Here is a 15791-nt window from a genome sequence, read left to right on the forward strand (position 1 = left end):
TTCAGCCCGCGCCGGGCTTGTTGCCGCGCGCGCCGAGCGAAAGAATCTCGTTGGCGTTGACGATGGCCGCGGCAATGTCTTCCATGGTGGTGCGCTTGCTCATGGCCTGTTCGCGGATCAGGTCGTGCGCCTGGCCTTCCGACACGTCGTGTGTCTTCATGAGGATGGTCTTGGCCTCGGCCAGCTGCCGCACGCCGAGCAGCTTGGCCTCGGTCTTGCGCAGGCGCCGCGCGAGCGAGCGGCTTTCCTTGTGCGCCTCGCGTGCGACCACCAGTGCCGAGAGCAAGCCGAACGAGCGCACCGGCGACGGCAGCACGGCCTTGGCGCCGATCTCGAGCACGGCCTCGACGATGGTCGGGTTCTCGTACGTCACCACCGCGATGACGGCGGGCGCATCCTCGCTCTGGGTCCACTCGAAACGCAGGTTGATGAAGTCGGGCAGCACGGCCATGAAGGCCACGTCGATGCCCTCGGGCAGGTGCTGCACGGGCGGCCAGAAGGCCTGCACCTGGCAGCCGATGCGCTGCAGTTGCTGGGTGAGCTGCCGGCCGTCTGCGTCGTCGGGGTGGATCACCGCGATCTTCAGCAGCCGCAGCTCCTTGAGCTGCGGTGGCGTCACCCGCAGGGTATGTCGCTTGGGGGCTGTGCTGTCCACGGTCAGGTCTTCCTGGGGACTTTTCTTGCGGTCGCTTTCGGGGCGCGTGCACAGGACACCGGGTACTCCCCTCCGCGAATGTCCCCCGCCTTCGGCTCCTCCTTGATTTCGCTGCGGGGAGCACCCAGTGCCCTGCGCCCCTGGGCACGCTGCGGGTGCTCGCCGATCAACGACCGCTGCTGACAACGATCATGACGATGCGGTGCTCTGCGCAGCGAAATCAAGGAGGAGGCCGCAGGCCGGGGGACATTCGCGGAGCAGAGTACCGCGTCGGCGTGGTCGTGCCTCGGTGCACGCACGCGCGTTGCGACAACCGACCCGATGAAGAGGCAAGCCGTCATCCTAGAGCTCCAGCGTATCGAGCCGCGCCGTCCAGTCGCCCAGCGAGTGGGTGACGAGGTAAGGGTCCGGGTACACCGCACGCGTCGCCTGCCGGACGATGGTGAACTGGCCGTGGGCATCGACGCGGCCGATGCGCGGGTACAGGCAGGTGTGGTGGTTCGTCGGGTCGATCTTCACGCGGCCCTGCGGCGCATCGAACTCGCTGCCCAGGATGTGCGGCAGGATCTCCGCGATGCCGTCCGTGCCCGCTTGCCGGAAGGCGTTGGCGAAGATGTGCATCTGGAAGTACGACGCCTCCCAGCACAGGTTGGGCACGCAGCCGTCGCCGAAGCGCGCGCGCAGCCGCGCCAGGCAGCGCTGGTTGGCGGGCGAGTCGATCGACTGGAAATACGGTGCCGCCGTGAAGTGGCCCGTGGCCACGCCCGGGCCCATCTGCGAGATCTCGGCCTCCGAGGTCGTGAGGCTCGAGATGGGCATCGTCTTCGGGTCGAAGCCGGCTTCGGCATACGCGCGGTAGAGGCTGGCGGTGGAGTCGCCCACCACCGTCGAGAAGATGAAGTCGGGCCGCTTGTCGCGGATGTCGTCCATGATCGCGCGGTAGTCCTTCTCGGTGGCGTCGAGTGCCACGTAGCGCTCGCCGAGTTTTTCGCTGCCGGGGCGCTGCATCACCAGCTCGCCCATGATGCGGTTCGACTCGTAGGGGTAGATGTAGTCGGAGCCGATCAGGTACACGCGCGAACCGAAGTTCGTGGTCATGAACTCGGCCAGCTGCACGCTGTTCTGGTTGGGCGCCGCGCCGGTGTAGATCACGTTGCCCGAGTACTCGAAGCCTTCGTACAGCGTGGGGTAGAACAGCAGCTTGTTCCACTTCTCGATCACCGGGATCACGGCCTTGCGGCTGCTCGACATGTAGCAGCCGAAGATCACGTTCACGCGGTCCTGCACGATGAGCTTTTCGGCCAGCTGGGCGTAGCGCACGGGGTTCGATTGCGGGTCGTAGCGCACGCCCACGAGTTCGCGGCCGTCGACGCCGCCGGCCGCGTTGATTTCCTCGATGGCCAGCAGCGCGCCCTGCAGCTGCGACAGGCCGATGGTCGAGGTGACGCCGGTCTCGGAATACAGAATGCCGACGCGAAGAGGGTCCCTGTCAGCCACTGGGGTGTCTCCTGGAGGTGTGGACCCTCATTGTGTGCTCCTCCGTGTCTTTCTTCACGCGTTCCATCAATGGGCGGCGGCCAGCCGCGTGCTCATGCGGGCCAGCCGTGCGGGCAGGCTGCGCGCATCGTCGGCGATGCAATAGTTGCGCCAGCCGAAGATGCGCCGCACATACGCGTCGGCCGCGCCGTCCACCGCGATGCACGCGCTGCGCACACCGGCATCGCGCGCTTCGGCCACGGCCTGGCGGGCGTCTTCGATGAGGTATTTCGGGTCGTGCACGTCGATGTCCGACGGCGCACCGTCAGTCACCAGCAGGATCGCGCGCGGCCCGGCCGGCTCGGCCTGCAGGTGCGACGCCGCATGGCGCAGCGCGGCGCCCATGCGCGTCGAGTAGCGCCCGCGCACCGCACCGATCATGGCGCGCGAGGGCGCAGCCAGCGGCTGGCCGAATTCGAGCAGGCGGTAGTAGTACACCTCGGCGCGCGTGTTCGACGAGAAGCCGTGAATGGCCAGCCGGTCGATGCCGCGCGCGTTCGAGGCGGCGAGCAGCAGCGCGGCCTGCTTCTCCAGGTCGAGCAGTGAAACCGCACCATCGCCGTGGCCCGCGTCGTTGGCCGATTCCGACAGGTCGAGCAGCACCAGCACGCTCGACGGGCGCGGGCCCTTGCCGGGTCGCATGAACAGCCGCGCGTCGGGCCGCAGGCGCAGGCGGCGATCGACCAGCACCTCGATGGCCGCATTGAGGTCGATGTCGTCGCCTTCCCACTGGCGGCGCAGGCGGTGCGTGCGGTCGAGGTGGCGCGCGCGGGGCAGGGCGAGAGGCACGATGCGCTCATGGCCCGCCGCCGTTGACGTGCCCATCGCGCCCAGGCCCTGCCACGCGGGCAGCTTCTCGATCACCGTGCACCAGTCGGGTCGCAGGCGCTCCTGCGTGCGGTCCCATTCGGGGTAGGTGTAGCGGCCGAGTTCCATGTCGGCGATGCCTTCGGGTGGCGCTTCGTTGCCTTCGCTCGGTGCATCCGAAGGGGGCGGTGGTCGCGCGCCCGTCTGCTGCAGCGCGATGGCTTCGTCGGGCGGCGTCTCGGCCTCGCCGAAATCCCACAGGTAGCTGTTGTCGTCGCGCCAGGGTGCGGGCACGGCGTAGTCCTGCGGCTCGAAGCGCACGCGCATCTGGCCGAGGTCGTTGGCGAGGATCGAGGCGACGGCGCGGAAGGCGTCGTAGTCCTCCAGCCCCGCGCGGGCCACGGTCTCGTCGAACAGGCGGCGCGCCTTGTTCACCCAGTGGTTGTCGTCCTGCGCATTGGCTAGCAGCAGCACGCGGTCCATGCGTGCGACCAGCGCGGCAAAGCGCAGGTCCAGCGGATCGGGTGCGGGCGGCAGCGCAGCGGTGAACCAGCCATGCAGGCCAGGAAAGTCGCGGCACAGCAGCCGTTCGACGCGCGCGTCTTCAAGGGCCGAGACGATGGCGATGCCCATCGGCTTGAGCGTGCGCGCCGGCCGCGCGGGCGTCGAGTGGCGCAGGTGTGCGACCGCGTGCGCCACCATCGCGCGGTGCAGCCGCATGGCCTCGTCGCCTTCGGGCAGCAGCAGCCGGCGGCCCGTGAGCACGGCGCGTGCGCCGGCCAGTGGCTGCACGTCGACGTCGATGCCGACCAGCCCGCGGGCCAGCAGCGAGAGGGCGCCGTGCCCGTCGTTCATCCGAACTGCGCCTCGACAAAGCCCTGCAGCGCGCTCGCCATTTCGGGGTCGTCGGTGAGGGCGCGCGTCATCGTCATGTCGCAGCTGTCGCGCGGCGACACGCCGTCGCGGATGAGCACGCCCGCGTAGATCAGCATGCGCGTCGACACGCCCTCGTCGAGCCCGCGGTGCTTGAGTTCGCGCGAGCAGTGCGCAATGGCCACGAGCTTCGCGGCGAGGGTGGGTTCGACGCCGGCCTCGTGCGCGACGATCTCCGCTTCGAGCGCGCCGTCGGGGTAGTCGAACTCCAGCGCTGCGAAGCGCTGGCGCGTCGAGGGTTTCATGTCCTTCGCGCTGCTCTGGTAGCCGGGGTTGTACGACACCACGAGCTGGAAGTCGGGGTGCGCGTGCACCAGCTCGCCCTTCTTGTCGAGCGGCAGGATGCGGCGCGCGTCGGTCAGCGGGTGGATCACCACGGTGGTGTCCTGCCGCGCCTCGACCACCTCGTCGAGGTAGCAGATGCCGCCGTGGCGCACTGCGAGCGTCAGCGGCCCGTCGTGCCAGGCCGTGCCGTTCGCATCGAGCAGGTAGCGCCCCACGAGGTCCGACGCCGTCATGTCCTCGTTGCACGCCAGCGTGACCAGCGGCCGTCCGAGTGACCACGCCATGTGCTCCACGAAGCGCGTCTTGCCGCAACCGGTCGGCCCCTTGAGGATCAGCGGCATGCGGTGCCGGTAGGCGTGCCGGTACAGCGCCACCTCATTGCCTGCGGGCCGGTAGAAGGGCTCGGTCTCGATGCGGTAGCTGGCGAGCGGGTCGTGGACGGGGGCGTTCATGGCGTGGCGAGCAGTTCCTTGAGGGCGTCGTCGATGAAGCGCGTGTCGACCGGGCTGCTGCCGCCGCCCGCAAAGTGGCCCCACACGCCGGGGATCGGGCGGCACTCGGCGTTCGGCATGTGCGACACCTCCCATTCGTTGTCGGCCACGGGAAAGTACAGGTCGCGCTCGGCCGGCATGATGATCGCGCGCGCCTGGATGGCGCCCAGCGCTTTCTGGATGTCGCCCTTGAACACCGGGTTGTCGCTGATGTCGCCGTGCTGCCACGACCACAGCATCGCGAGCAGATTGTTCGCGTCCTTCTGCAGGAAGAAGCCTTCCCAGTAGCCGACCAGGAAGTCTTCGAGCGAACTGAAGCCCAGCTCGCGCCACAGCTCCTGCATGTAGAAGGGCTGCGACAGGCCCCAGCCCGCATACACGCGGCCGACTGCGCGCAGGCCCTTGCTTGGCGGCGCGCTGTACCAGCCGCCGTTCCATGCCACGTCGGCCGTGAGTGCGGCCTTCACGCCTTCGAGGAACACGATGTTGTGCGGCGCCGTCTTCGCCGAGCCGCAGAAGGGCGCGATGCGTTTCACCATGTCGGGGTAGAGGCAGCCCCACTGGTTGGTCTGCTGCGCGCCCATCGACCAGCCGACCACCAGTGCGATGCGTTCGATGCCGAATTTCTCCGTCACCAGCCGGTGCTGCAGCGTCACGTTGTCGTAGAGCGTGATGTCCGGAAAGCGCGACAGGTTGTACGGCTCGGGCGTGTTGCTGGGCGAGGACGACAGCCCGTTGCCCAGCATGTTCGGCACGATGATGAAGTACTTCTCGGGGTCCAGCGCCATGCCCGGACCGATCAGCCATTCGTTGTCGTAATGCTGGCCCGAGTACCAGGTCGGGTAGACGATCACGTTGCTTTTGTCGGCGTTGAGCTTGCCGTAGGTCTTGTAGGCGAGCTTCGCATTGCGCAGCGTCGCGCCCCGCTGCAGGGGCACGTCGCCGAGGTCGAAGATGTCGTAGTCCATGGTGTGGTCGCTTTCGCTTTCGAAGGAGGGGTTCAGTTCTTGATGGAAGGGGAAGGCGTGGCCGCCGCCACCGGTGCGGCGCTGCCGATGTGGAGCACGAAGTAGCAGACGCCTGCCGCGATGAAGGCCGCCACCGCCGTCGACAGCTGCGGCGCCATCGTCTCGGTGGCGTAGGCCACCAGCGAGCCCACGCCCCAGGCGATGAAGGCGCGCGGGCGCCAGTCGGCACCGATGGCGGCGCCGGGCCGCACGAAGTACAGGTCGGCGATCAGGACGGCACCGATGGGCGGCACCAGGATGCCCAGCAGCGACAGCCACGGAATGAACAGCGCCCACACGTTGGCTGCGGCAATCGCGATGCCAACCGCGGCGAGCGCCACGGCGAACACGCGCATGCGCCCGTTGCCGATGCGCGACCAGCCCACGGCCGAGTTGTAGAGGCAGTGCGCGCACACCGAGCCCAGGTTGCACAGCAGGAACACGAAGGCCACCACGGCCAGCCATGGCGCGTTCTGCGCGAGCAGGTAGCCGAACATGTTGTCCAGGCCGAAGGGCTGCGGTTGCGGCAGCGCCAGTGCGGCCGTCATGACGCCGCCGACCAGCATCGCGACCAGGTTGGCCACCGGAAAGGCGCAGGCCGTGGCAATCAGCGAACTCTTGCGGTCGGCGGCCCAGCGGTTGAAGTCGGCCGTGACCGTGCCCGCGTCGATGAACAGCGCCACCACGATGGTCAGTCCGATGCCGAAGGACATCGGCAACGCGGGTTGCGTGCCGGCGTACGAGAGCACCTTGTCCCACCCCGCCGCGCCGGCCGAATGCAGCGCGACCCAGCCGCCCAGCACCACGAACAGCGGCACCGACACCATGCCGATCCAGTGCAGCCCGCGAATGCCGACGAAGGTGATCCCCAGGTACAGCACGCCTGCCGCAATCGTCATCGTCAGGTAGTCGAACTTGAAGGCCGTGTGCATCAGGTTGCCCGTGATGCCGGTCTGCACCGCGTACCAGCCCAGCAGCAGGGTCGACAGCAGGCCCGACGCGAACACGTAGCCTTTCTTGCCGAAGCTGGCACTGGCCAGCAGCGCGAAGTTGTGGCCGCGCGCCGTGCCCAGCGCGCCGAGCGCCCCGACATACGCGAACATCAGCAGGTTGCCCACGACCATCGCGAGCAGCGCGGACCGGAAGCCCATGCCCGCCACCAGGATGGAGCCGGTCATGGCCCCCGTGATGATCATCGGGAACCCGAGCCACACCATCGAGACCGAGAAGGTGCTGCGCCGCTTCGAGAGCGGCACCGGGTCGTGCTCGTACTCGTCGCCGAGTACCGTGTCGTCGACATGCGTCTGACTCATGGCATACCTCTTTTTCTTGCTTTTGACGTTGAAGGGGAAGGGCGGAAGAGCGGGGTGCGGCGGTGGCTCAGCGGTGCTTCGCCGGCTCGTTCGGAATGCCCTCGATCGGGCACTCGGGCGTGCCGACCGTGGTGCGCGTGAACGACTCCACCATCTCGCGCGTGCCCTCGGGGTCGTTGATCCACTGCGTGTAGAAGTTGTAGGGGCAGGCCGCCACGCCCTTGTCGCCGTCGCCCGAGTTGATGGTGCCGGTGTAGCCGCGGTGCACGAGCTTGAACAGGTGGTTCTGCGACTGGCCGTTCTTGCGCGCGTCGCGGATCAGGCTCATCGAGAGCTCGGCGTAGTTGATGCCCATCTCTTCCTCGCCGCATTCACCGAGCGTGCGGCCGTCGAAGCCGATGAGTGCGGAGTGGCCGAAGTACGAGTACACGCCGTCGAAGCCGGCCGCGTTGGCCACGGCCACGTAGGTGTTGTTCATGAAGGCCATGGCCTTCGACACCAGGATCTGCTGCTCCTTGGCCGGGTACATGTAGCCCTGGCAGCGGATGATGAGTTCGGCGCCGCGCATCGCGCAGTCGCGCCAGATCTCGGGGTAGTTGCCGTCGTCGCAGATGATGAGGCTCATCTTCATGCCCTTGGGGCCGTCGCTCACATACGTGCAGTCGCCCGGGTACCAGCCCTCGATGGGCACCCACGGCATGATCTTGCGGTACTTCTGGACAATCTCGCCCTGGTTGTTCATGAGGATCAGCGTGTTGTAGGGCGCCTTGTTCGGGTGCTCCTCGTGGCGCTCGCCGGTGAGCGAGAACACGCCCCACACGTTGGCGCGGCGGCAGGCGTCCGCGAAGATCGCGGTCTCCTCGCCGGGGATGGCCGATGCGGTGTCGTACATCTCCTTGGCGTCGTACATGATCCCGTGCGTGGAGTACTCGGGAAAGATCACCAGGTCCATGCCCGGCAGGCCTTTCTTCATGCCGACCAGCATCTCGCCGATCTTGCGTGCGTTGTCGAGCACCTCGGCCTTGGTGTGCAGGCGGGGCATCTTGTAGTTGACGACCGCGACGCCGACGCAATCGTTGCTGCTCGAAATATCACCATGTCTCATGACGCTGCTCCTGAAGGGTGGTTGAAGGAAAAGAGGGAAGGGCCTACACGGTCAGAAAGGATCGGACCTTGTCCTGGTCGAGCGTGGCGCGCGCTTCGTCGTGCACGATGCGGCCGCGGTCGATGACGAGAAAGCGGTCGGCCAGGTCGAGCGCGAAGCTCAGCACCTGCTCCGACACCACGACGGCGAAGCCGCGCTCGGCGCGCAGCACGTTCAGCGTCTGCGCGATCTCCTTGATGATCGAAGGCTGGATGCCCTCGGTGGGCTCGTCGAGGATCAGCACCTTCGGCTCCGAGATGAGCGCGCGCGCAATCGCCAGCATCTGCTGCTGGCCGCCCGAGAGGTTGCCGGCCTTGCGCTGCTTCATGTCCTTGAGCACGGGGAAGAAGGTGTAGAGGTAGTCGGGCACCGTGCGGTGGCCCGACCTTGCAGCGCCCGCGAGGATGTTCTGCTCCACCGTGAGGAACGGAAACACCATGCGCCCCTGCGGCACGAAGGCCAGGCCCTGCGCCACGCGCTGGTAGCTGGGCAGCTTCGTGAGCTCGGCGCCGCCCAGGCGGATGTGGCCACCGCGCGCGGGCAAGAGGCCGATGAGCGACTTCAGCAAGGTGGTCTTGCCCATGCCGTTGCGGCCCATGATGGCGACCGCTTCGTCGGGTGCGACGCGCAGCGACACATCGCGGATGACGTGCGATTCACCGTACGCCACGTTGAGTTCGGAGACTTCGAGCATCTGGATATCTCCTCTTCTCAATGACCGAGGTACACGTCGATCACGCGCGGGTCGGCCTGCACCTCGGCGGCGGTGCCTTCGCTCAGCAACTTGCCTTGGTGCAGCACCGTGACGCGGTGCGCGATGCGCTTGACGAAGTCCATGTCGTGCTCGATGACGACCACCGACTTGCCCGCCGAGATGCGGCGCAGCAGGTCGCCCGTCTGCTCGCGCTCGCGCGGGCTCATGCCGGCCACGGGCTCGTCGAGCAGCAGCAGCTCGGGCTCCTGCATGAGCAGCATCCCGATCTCGAGCCACTGCTTCTGCCCGTGGCTCAGTTGCCCGGCGCGATGACCGAGGCGCTCGCTCAGAAAGACCTGCTCGGCCATCGCGTCGATGCGTTCGCGCACGGCGGGCGTGCGTCGAAAGGTCAGCGACTGCAGCAGGCCGTGCATGCGCGGCAGCGAGATCTCGAAGTTCTCGAGCACCGTGAGGTCTTCGTAGACCGAAGGCGTCTGGAACTTGCGGCCCACGCCGGCGCGCACGATCTCGTACTCGTTCAACCGCCCGAGGTCCTGGCCGTTGAACAGCACGCGGCCCGCGCTGGGCTTGGTCTTGCCGCACACCATGTCGAGCAGCGTGGTCTTGCCCGCGCCGTTCGGGCCGATGATCACGCGCAGCTCGTTGCGCTCGACCGAGAGGCTCAGTCCGTCCACGGCCTTGAAGCCGTCGAAGGACACGGTGAGGTCTTCGATGCGCAGGATCTGCTCGTTCGAGTGCGAGAACGCCGCCGCCGCTTGCGGCATGCCGCCGTTGGGCATCGTCATCGTGGCGTTCATGGCGCCACCTCCGCAGCGCCGCGTCGGCGCATGAGCTTCTCGCCCAGGCCCGCAAGCCCGTTCGGCATCGCCCACACCACGAGGATGAACACGGCCCCGAGGAAGTACAGCCAGCCTTCGGGAAAGGTCTCCGACAGGTACGACTTGAGAAAGCCGATGAGCAGGGCGCCGATCACTGCGCCTGGAATCGACAGTCGCCCGCCGACCGCGGCGTAGATCACCATCTCGACCGAGGCCACGACGCCGATCACGCCCGGCGCGATCAGCCCCACCTGCAGGCTGTAGAACGCCCCGCCGATGGCCGACAGCACGGCTGCCACCGCGAACACGAAGGCCTTCATGTGCGCCGTGTTGTAGCCGCTGAAGCGCACGCGGTCTTCCTTGTCGCGGATGGCGATCAGCAGCTTGCCGAAGCGGCTACGCACGATGGCGAGCGACACCACCATCACCAGCGCGATGGCCGCCACCTCGACGAAGTACATCGTGCGCTTGGCCTCGTCGGTGGCGATGTCCCAGCCCAGCAGCGTGCGGAAATCGGTGATGCCGTTGGCACCGCCGGTGTCGCCCTGCTGACCGACCACCACCACGGTGAGCGTGAGCGCCAGCGACAGCGTGACGATCGCGAAGTACACGCCGCTCACGCGCCGCTTGAAGATCGCGTACGAGAACACATAGGCCAGCACCGCGGGAATCACGAGGATGCCCACGACCGTCCAGCCCAGCGAGTGGAAGGGCTGCCACCACGCGGGCAGCTGCTCGACGCTGCTCCACACCATGAAGTCCGGCAGCTCGGGCGCGGAGGCTTCGAGCTTGAGGAACATCGCCATCATGTAGCCGCCCAGGCCGAAGAACATGCCCTGGCCCAGGCTCAGCACGCCGCCGTAGCCCCAGGTGAGCACCACGCCCACGGCGACGAACGCGAAGGCCAGGTACTTGCTGATGAGGTTCAGGCGGAACGGATCGAGCGTGAGCGGCAGCACCACGGCCAGCAGTGCCAGCACGGCCACCATCGCGCCGAGGTCGCGCTTGCGTTGAGGAGAAAGACCGTGCATGCGTCAGCTCCTCGCGCGCGTGGCGAACAGGCCGTTGGGCCGGAAGTACAGCACCGCGATCACCAGCAGCAGGATCGTGGCCTTGGCCATCGAGCCGCTCATGAGGTACTCGAGCCAGGTCTGCGACTGCGCGATGGCAAAGCCCGAGAGCGCGGTGCCGATGAGGCTCTGCACGCCGCCGAACACCACCACGATGAACGAGTCGACGATGTACAGCTGGCCCGTGCCGGGGTTGGTCGAGCCGATCATCGTGAACACCGCACCCGCGATGCCCGCCAGCCCCGAGCCCAGCGCGAAGGTCATCGCGTCGACGCGGTGCGTGTCGATGCCCACCGCGCCGGCGATGGCGCGGTTCTGCGTCACCGCACGCACCTTCAGCCCCCACGGCGTGCGGTACAGCAGCAGGTACACGCCGACCGCGACCAGGGCCGTGAGCCCGACGATGAAGATGCGGTTCAGCGGCAGCTGGATGCCCGCCGTGGGCTCCCACGCCCCCGCCAGCCACGAGGCCAGCGGCACGCTCACTTCCTGCGCGCCGAAGATGGAGCGGTAGGCCTGCTGCAGCATGAGGCTCAGGCCCCAGGTGGCCAGCAGGGTGTCGAGCGGGCGGTCGTAGAAGAAGCGGATGAAGCCCCGCTCCAGCACATAGCCGAACGCGAAGGTCACAGCAAACGCGAACGGAATCGCGGCGAACAGGTACAGGTCCATGAAGCCCGGCGCGTAGTGTTCGAAGAAGCGCGCCGCCAGGTAGGTCATGTAGGCGCCCAGCGCCATCAGCTCGCCGTGCGCCATGTTGATGACGCCCATCAGGCCGAACACGATGGCCAGCCCGAGCGCCATGAGCAGCAGGATGGTGAACAGGCTCACGCCGTTGAACACCTGCATCACCGCGATGTCGAAGTTCATCGCGTTCAGACCTTCGGGAAGGGGTTGGGCTCGACCAGCTGCGGCGATTCCCACACGATGTCGAACTGCCCGTCGGGCCGCGCGCGGCCCACGCGCACCTTCTTCCACACGTGGTGGTTGGTGGCGTGCACGCGCACCGTGCCTTCGGGCGCCTCGATCTCCACGCCTGCGGCGGCGGCCGTGACCTTGTCGACCTCGAAGGACTTGGCCTTTTCCACCGCCAGCTTCCACAGGTACACGCTGTTGTAGGCCACCTCCATCGGGTCGCCGATCACGCGGTCCTGCCCGTACTTGGCCTTGAAGGCCTTCACGAACTTCTCGTTGGCCGGCGACTTGATGCTCTGGAAGTAGCCCATGCAGGCGTAGTAGCCCGCGGCGTTGTCCTTGCCGATGCCGTCGATCTCGTTCTCGGACACCACGGTCGACAGCAGCACCTGCTTGGTGCCGTCGAGCCCGGCCGCGCGCAGCTGCTTGTAGAAGGCCACGTTGGAGCCGCCCACCACCGTGCTGTAGATGCAGTCGGGCTTGGCGGCCTTGATCTTGTTGATGATCGACGAGAACTCGGTGTGGCCCAGCGGTGCGTACTCTTCGCCGAGCACCTTGCCGCCGGCCTTGGCGATGGCGGGCTTGGCGATCTTGTTGCAGGTGCGCGGATAGATGTAGTCGGAGCCGACGAGGAAGAAGTTCTTTCCCTTCTCGCGCGCCATCCATTCCACGGCCGCGATCACCGACTGCGTGGCTTCCTGCGAGGGATAGAACACGCGCTTGTCCTGCTCCTGGCCTTCGTAGTAGGTGGGGTAGAACAGCAGGCCCTTGGCCTGGTTGAGCACTGGCAGCAGCGCCTTGCGCGAGGCCGAGGTGTAGCAGCCGATGATGGCCGCGACCTTGTCGCGCTCCAGCAGCTTGCGCGCCTTCTCGGCGAACACCGAGTTCTCGCTGGCGCCGTCTTCGACCACGGCCTCGATCTTCTTGCCCAGCACGCCGCCGGCGGCGTTGATCTCTTCGATGGCCAGTTTTTCGGCATCGACCAGCGAGGCCTCGGCGATGGCGATGGTGCCCGAGAGCGAGTGCAGCAGGCCGAGCTTCACGGTGGCGCCGTCCTGCGCGCGGGCCAGGCCGGCCACGCCGCCGGCGGCGCCCAGCACGATCATCGAGCCGCCCGTCTTCACGATCTGGCGGCGGTTGAAAGCGTTCGTCATGTCAAATTCCTTTGCTTTGGTTTTGTGCGAGTCATCAGGAACATCCGACCTTCGGAACCGCGTGGTGGGTGTCTCCTCCCGCCGCGCGGCCCCTGCAAACGAGCGCTGTGCTGCCAGTGCGTTTTCTTCGGGCAAAGCTGCGCCACCGGATGACGCGCATCCGTTTTGAAAAGGCGTTGTTGCGACCGAAAAAACAAAAAAGCCCGAACCGGTGGTGAAACCGGTTCGGGCTTTATTGCCCGACACCTCGCTGGCAGCACTGGCAGCGGGCGTCGTATGACTGGGAACGATTGCTCGTTGGGGCGGATTCTTCTCGTCTCACCCCGGCGTGAACATACGCTTTTTCGCTAATTGGCGAAAGGGCGGCGCGTGTGCTATTCGCGCGCAGCGCCTGCGTGAATCAGAGGCGGTCAGCTGCGCGGGCGCGCGTAGTCCGACTCGATCCACGCGGTGGCGCTCGACGTCGTGAGCCGGAACGCGGGCGACACGTTCACGCTCGCCAGTTCCGAATCGTCGGCATCGTCGTACGCGGTGAGCGTGGCCGAGGGGTTGTCTTCGTCGGGCACGATCGAGAGCGCCACGCGAATGCGCTGGTCGTTGCGTGCGCTGACCGTCACGCTCTTGTTGAGCGTGGCGTGCAACTGCTGCTCGTGGCGGCGGATCACCTCGGCGGCGGTCTTCACGAGCGTGTGGAAGGCGGGGGTGTCCAGCGGCTTGGGGTTCTTCTTGTCGCGGCCCATGGTCCAGGGGCCGACGAGCGCGGGCTCGGGGTCGCCGTGGCGGGTCATCTCGACGGCCCAGCCGTCGTCTTCCTCGTTCTTGATGATGCGGGCGGTCCAGAGGTCGTCGCGCCAGAGGCGGGGTTCCTGCAGGGGGAGGTGGTCGGGGGAATCGGTCGTCGTCATTCAGGGAGAAGCTTTGGGTCTTGCGCGGGGCATTGTCGCCCGGGGCGCGGGGGCCGCCGCCGTGCCAACGTACTGTTGCAAGCCCTCGACCAGCGCATCGAAGGCCACGCGGCAGCGCGGGCTGTGGCGCAGGTCTTCGTGCATCGTGACCCAGGTGTCGAGCTTGAGCGAGAGCGCGCGCGGCAGCAGGCGCATCAGCGCGGTGTCGCGTCGTGCCAGGCCGACCTGGCAGATGCCGATGCCCGCGCCGGCGCGGATGAGCGCCAGCTGCGTCAGGTCGCTGTCGGTGCGCAGCGAAAAGGTGTCGCGGCCGATGCCCTTCAAGGCCTTGCCGGCGTTGCGCACGAAGGCCGAGGGCTGGTCGTAGCCGATGACCGCGTGGCTTGCCAGTTCGTCGAGTTTGCGGGGCGTGCCGTGGCGCGCGAGGTAGTCGCTGCGCGCATGAAAGCCCAGTTCGATCTGCCCGATGTGGCGTGCCACCAGCTGCTCCTGCCTGGGGCGCACCATGCGCACGGCGATGTCGGCCTCGCGGCGCAGCAGGTCTTGCACGCGGTTGGTTGCGACCAGCTCGACCTTCAGCGCCGGATGCGCCTCGCGCAGCCGCGCGACGATGGGCGGCAGCACCTCGACGCCGATCACCTCGCTGGCCGATACGCGCACCACGCCGCGAACGCCTTCGCCCTGGCTGCTGGCGGCGCGCTCCAGCGAGGCGGCGGTGCTCTCCATGGCCTCGGCATGGGTTCGCAGGGCCTGCGCCACTTCGGTCGGCATGAGTCCGACCTGCGAGCGCGTGAACAGCACCACGCCCAGTGCTTTTTCGAGCGCCGCGACGTGGCGCCCGGCCGTTGGCTGGGTGATGCCCAGCGTGCGTGCCGCGCCCGACAGCGAGCCTTCGCGCAGCACGCCGAGGAATGAACGGTAGAGCTCCCAGCCGATGTTCGAGGTCATGCATAAATGTATAGCTGCTGTCTCATGTTGGGCAATTCCAATTGAACAGGCTTCTGCCCAGAATTCACGCATCGATCACTGTTCTGGAGAGTTTTCATGACACGCAAAGACACGGTCCTGGTTCTGGGTGCCTCCGGCGGCATTGGCGGCGAAGTGGCGCGGCAGCTGCGCGATGCGGGCTGGCAGGTGCGGGCGCTGAAGCGTGGCGCGGCGCAGGCAGAAACGCGCAAGGACGGCATCACCTGGCTGGCCGGCGACGCCATGGACCGCCAGGCGGTGACGCGTGCCGCCAAAGGCTGCGCGGTCATCGTGCATGCGGTCAACCCGCCCGGCTATCGCGGATGGGCGCAGCTGGTGCTGCCGATGCTCGACAACACCATTGCCGCCGCGCGGGCCGAAGGCGCGACCATCGTGCTGCCGGGCACGGTCTACAACTTCGGCCCCGATGCGTTTCCGCTGCTGAAGGAAGATTCGCCGCAGCACCCGGTGACGCGCAAGGGCGCGATCCGCGTCGAGATGGAGCGACGCCTCGAGGCCGCCAGCCGCGACGGCGGTGCGCGCGTGCTGATCGTGCGGGCCGGCGATTTCTTCGGCCCGAAGCCGGGCAACAACTGGTTCTCGCAGGGGCTGGTGAAGGCGGGGCAGCCGGTCCAGGCCGTGAGCTACCCCGGTCGGCCCGGCATGGGCCACCAGTGGTCGTACCTGCCGGACGTGGCCCGCACCATGGTCGAGCTGCTGGCGCGCCGCGACCGGCTGGAGCCCTTCGCGCGCTTTCACATGGCCGGCCATTGGGATGCCGACGGCACGCGCATGAGCGGTGCAATCCGCAAGGTGGTGGCCCGCCGCACGGGCGCCGATGCACCGCGCGTGTCGGCCTTTCCGTGGTGGCTGCTGACGCTGGCCTCGCCCTTCGTCACCACCTTTCGCGAAATGCGCGAGATGCGCTACCTGTGGCAGACGCCGGTGGCAATGGACAACACGAAGCTGGTGGCGTTTCTGGGTCGCGAACCGCACACGCCGCTCGAAGAGGCCGTGGAAGCCGCGCTCGAAGGCATGGGCAGCCTCGCCGCCGCGCCGGTGGCCGTGCCCGCCTGAAGG

15 protein-coding genes are annotated in these 15791 nt (G+C 67.4%); 1 reads left to right on the forward strand and 14 read right to left on the reverse strand.

Going from position 1 to position 15791, the window contains the following annotated elements:
- Nucleotide 1: 1 nt before the first annotated feature.
- The 14 genes from CLU95_RS15740 to CLU95_RS15805 form a co-directional block, all read right to left on the reverse strand.
- Nucleotides 2–655 (reverse strand): ANTAR domain-containing response regulator, encoded by a 654-nt coding sequence (locus tag CLU95_RS15740; RefSeq protein ID WP_099794447.1) that lies wholly within the window; start codon nucleotides 653–655, stop codon nucleotides 2–4.
- A gap of 342 nt (nucleotides 656–997) precedes the next feature.
- Entirely contained in the window at nucleotides 998–2152 is a 1155-nt protein-coding gene (locus CLU95_RS15745) for a transporter substrate-binding domain-containing protein (protein ID WP_099794449.1), read from the reverse strand.
- 66 nt (nucleotides 2153–2218) lie between these two features.
- The gene (locus CLU95_RS15750; RefSeq protein ID WP_099794450.1) at nucleotides 2219–3853 is read right to left on the reverse strand and encodes a nitric oxide reductase activation protein NorD; all 1635 of its coding nucleotides are present in this window, start codon (nucleotides 3851–3853) and stop codon (nucleotides 2219–2221) included.
- Nucleotides 3850–4668 carry a CbbQ/NirQ/NorQ/GpvN family protein gene (locus tag CLU95_RS15755; protein ID WP_099794451.1) on the reverse strand — a complete coding sequence of 273 codons (819 nt, stop codon included), beginning with the start codon at nucleotides 4666–4668 and terminating at the stop codon, nucleotides 3850–3852. The genes CLU95_RS15750 and CLU95_RS15755 overlap by 4 nt, the downstream gene beginning before the upstream one ends.
- Nucleotides 4665–5675, reverse strand: a complete 1011-nt coding sequence (locus CLU95_RS15760) for an alpha/beta fold hydrolase (protein ID WP_099794452.1) — start codon at nucleotides 5673–5675, stop codon at nucleotides 4665–4667. The genes CLU95_RS15755 and CLU95_RS15760 overlap by 4 nt, the downstream gene beginning before the upstream one ends.
- Before the next feature lie 32 nt (nucleotides 5676–5707).
- Nucleotides 5708–7027, reverse strand: coding sequence for a purine-cytosine permease family protein (locus CLU95_RS15765; protein ID WP_099794453.1), 1320 nt, complete (start codon nucleotides 7025–7027; stop codon nucleotides 5708–5710).
- Between the two features lie 67 nt (nucleotides 7028–7094).
- On the reverse strand, nucleotides 7095–8132 hold the full coding sequence (locus CLU95_RS15770) for an aliphatic amidase (protein WP_099794454.1): 1038 nt from the start codon (nucleotides 8130–8132) through the stop codon (nucleotides 7095–7097).
- Between the two features lie 43 nt (nucleotides 8133–8175).
- Nucleotides 8176–8865, reverse strand: a complete 690-nt coding sequence (gene urtE / locus CLU95_RS15775; RefSeq protein WP_099794456.1) for an urea ABC transporter ATP-binding subunit UrtE — start codon at nucleotides 8863–8865, stop codon at nucleotides 8176–8178.
- Nucleotides 8866–8882: 17 nt separating this feature from the next.
- Nucleotides 8883–9650: an urea ABC transporter ATP-binding protein UrtD gene (urtD, locus tag CLU95_RS15780; RefSeq protein ID WP_099797328.1), complete on the reverse strand. Its 768-nt coding sequence runs from the start codon at nucleotides 9648–9650 to the stop codon at nucleotides 8883–8885.
- A 29-nt stretch (nucleotides 9651–9679) separates the two neighbouring features.
- A complete protein-coding gene (gene urtC, locus CLU95_RS15785; protein ID WP_099794458.1) occupies nucleotides 9680–10735 on the reverse strand; it encodes an urea ABC transporter permease subunit UrtC in 1056 nt (351 codons plus the stop codon).
- Between the two features lie 3 nt (nucleotides 10736–10738).
- Nucleotides 10739–11641 carry an urea ABC transporter permease subunit UrtB gene (gene urtB, locus CLU95_RS15790; protein ID WP_099794460.1) on the reverse strand — a complete coding sequence of 301 codons (903 nt, stop codon included), beginning with the start codon at nucleotides 11639–11641 and terminating at the stop codon, nucleotides 10739–10741.
- A 5-nt stretch (nucleotides 11642–11646) separates the two neighbouring features.
- Nucleotides 11647–12840, reverse strand: a complete 1194-nt coding sequence (urtA, locus tag CLU95_RS15795; protein WP_099794462.1) for an urea ABC transporter substrate-binding protein — start codon at nucleotides 12838–12840, stop codon at nucleotides 11647–11649.
- A 410-nt stretch (nucleotides 12841–13250) separates the two neighbouring features.
- Nucleotides 13251–13745, reverse strand: coding sequence for a hypothetical protein (locus CLU95_RS15800; RefSeq protein ID WP_099794463.1), 495 nt, complete (start codon nucleotides 13743–13745; stop codon nucleotides 13251–13253).
- Nucleotides 13746–14693: a LysR family transcriptional regulator gene (locus CLU95_RS15805; protein WP_099794465.1), complete on the reverse strand. Its 948-nt coding sequence runs from the start codon at nucleotides 14691–14693 to the stop codon at nucleotides 13746–13748.
- A 96-nt stretch (nucleotides 14694–14789) separates the two neighbouring features.
- On the opposite strand from CLU95_RS15805, the gene CLU95_RS15810 reads away from it, so the two are divergent.
- Nucleotides 14790–15788: an SDR family oxidoreductase gene (locus tag CLU95_RS15810; RefSeq protein WP_099794467.1), complete on the forward strand. Its 999-nt coding sequence runs from the start codon at nucleotides 14790–14792 to the stop codon at nucleotides 15786–15788.
- Nucleotides 15789–15791 lie beyond the last annotated feature (3 nt).

It is taken from the genome of Variovorax sp. 54 (genome assembly GCF_002754375.1).
Classification (GTDB): Bacteria; Pseudomonadota; Gammaproteobacteria; order Burkholderiales; family Burkholderiaceae_C; genus Variovorax.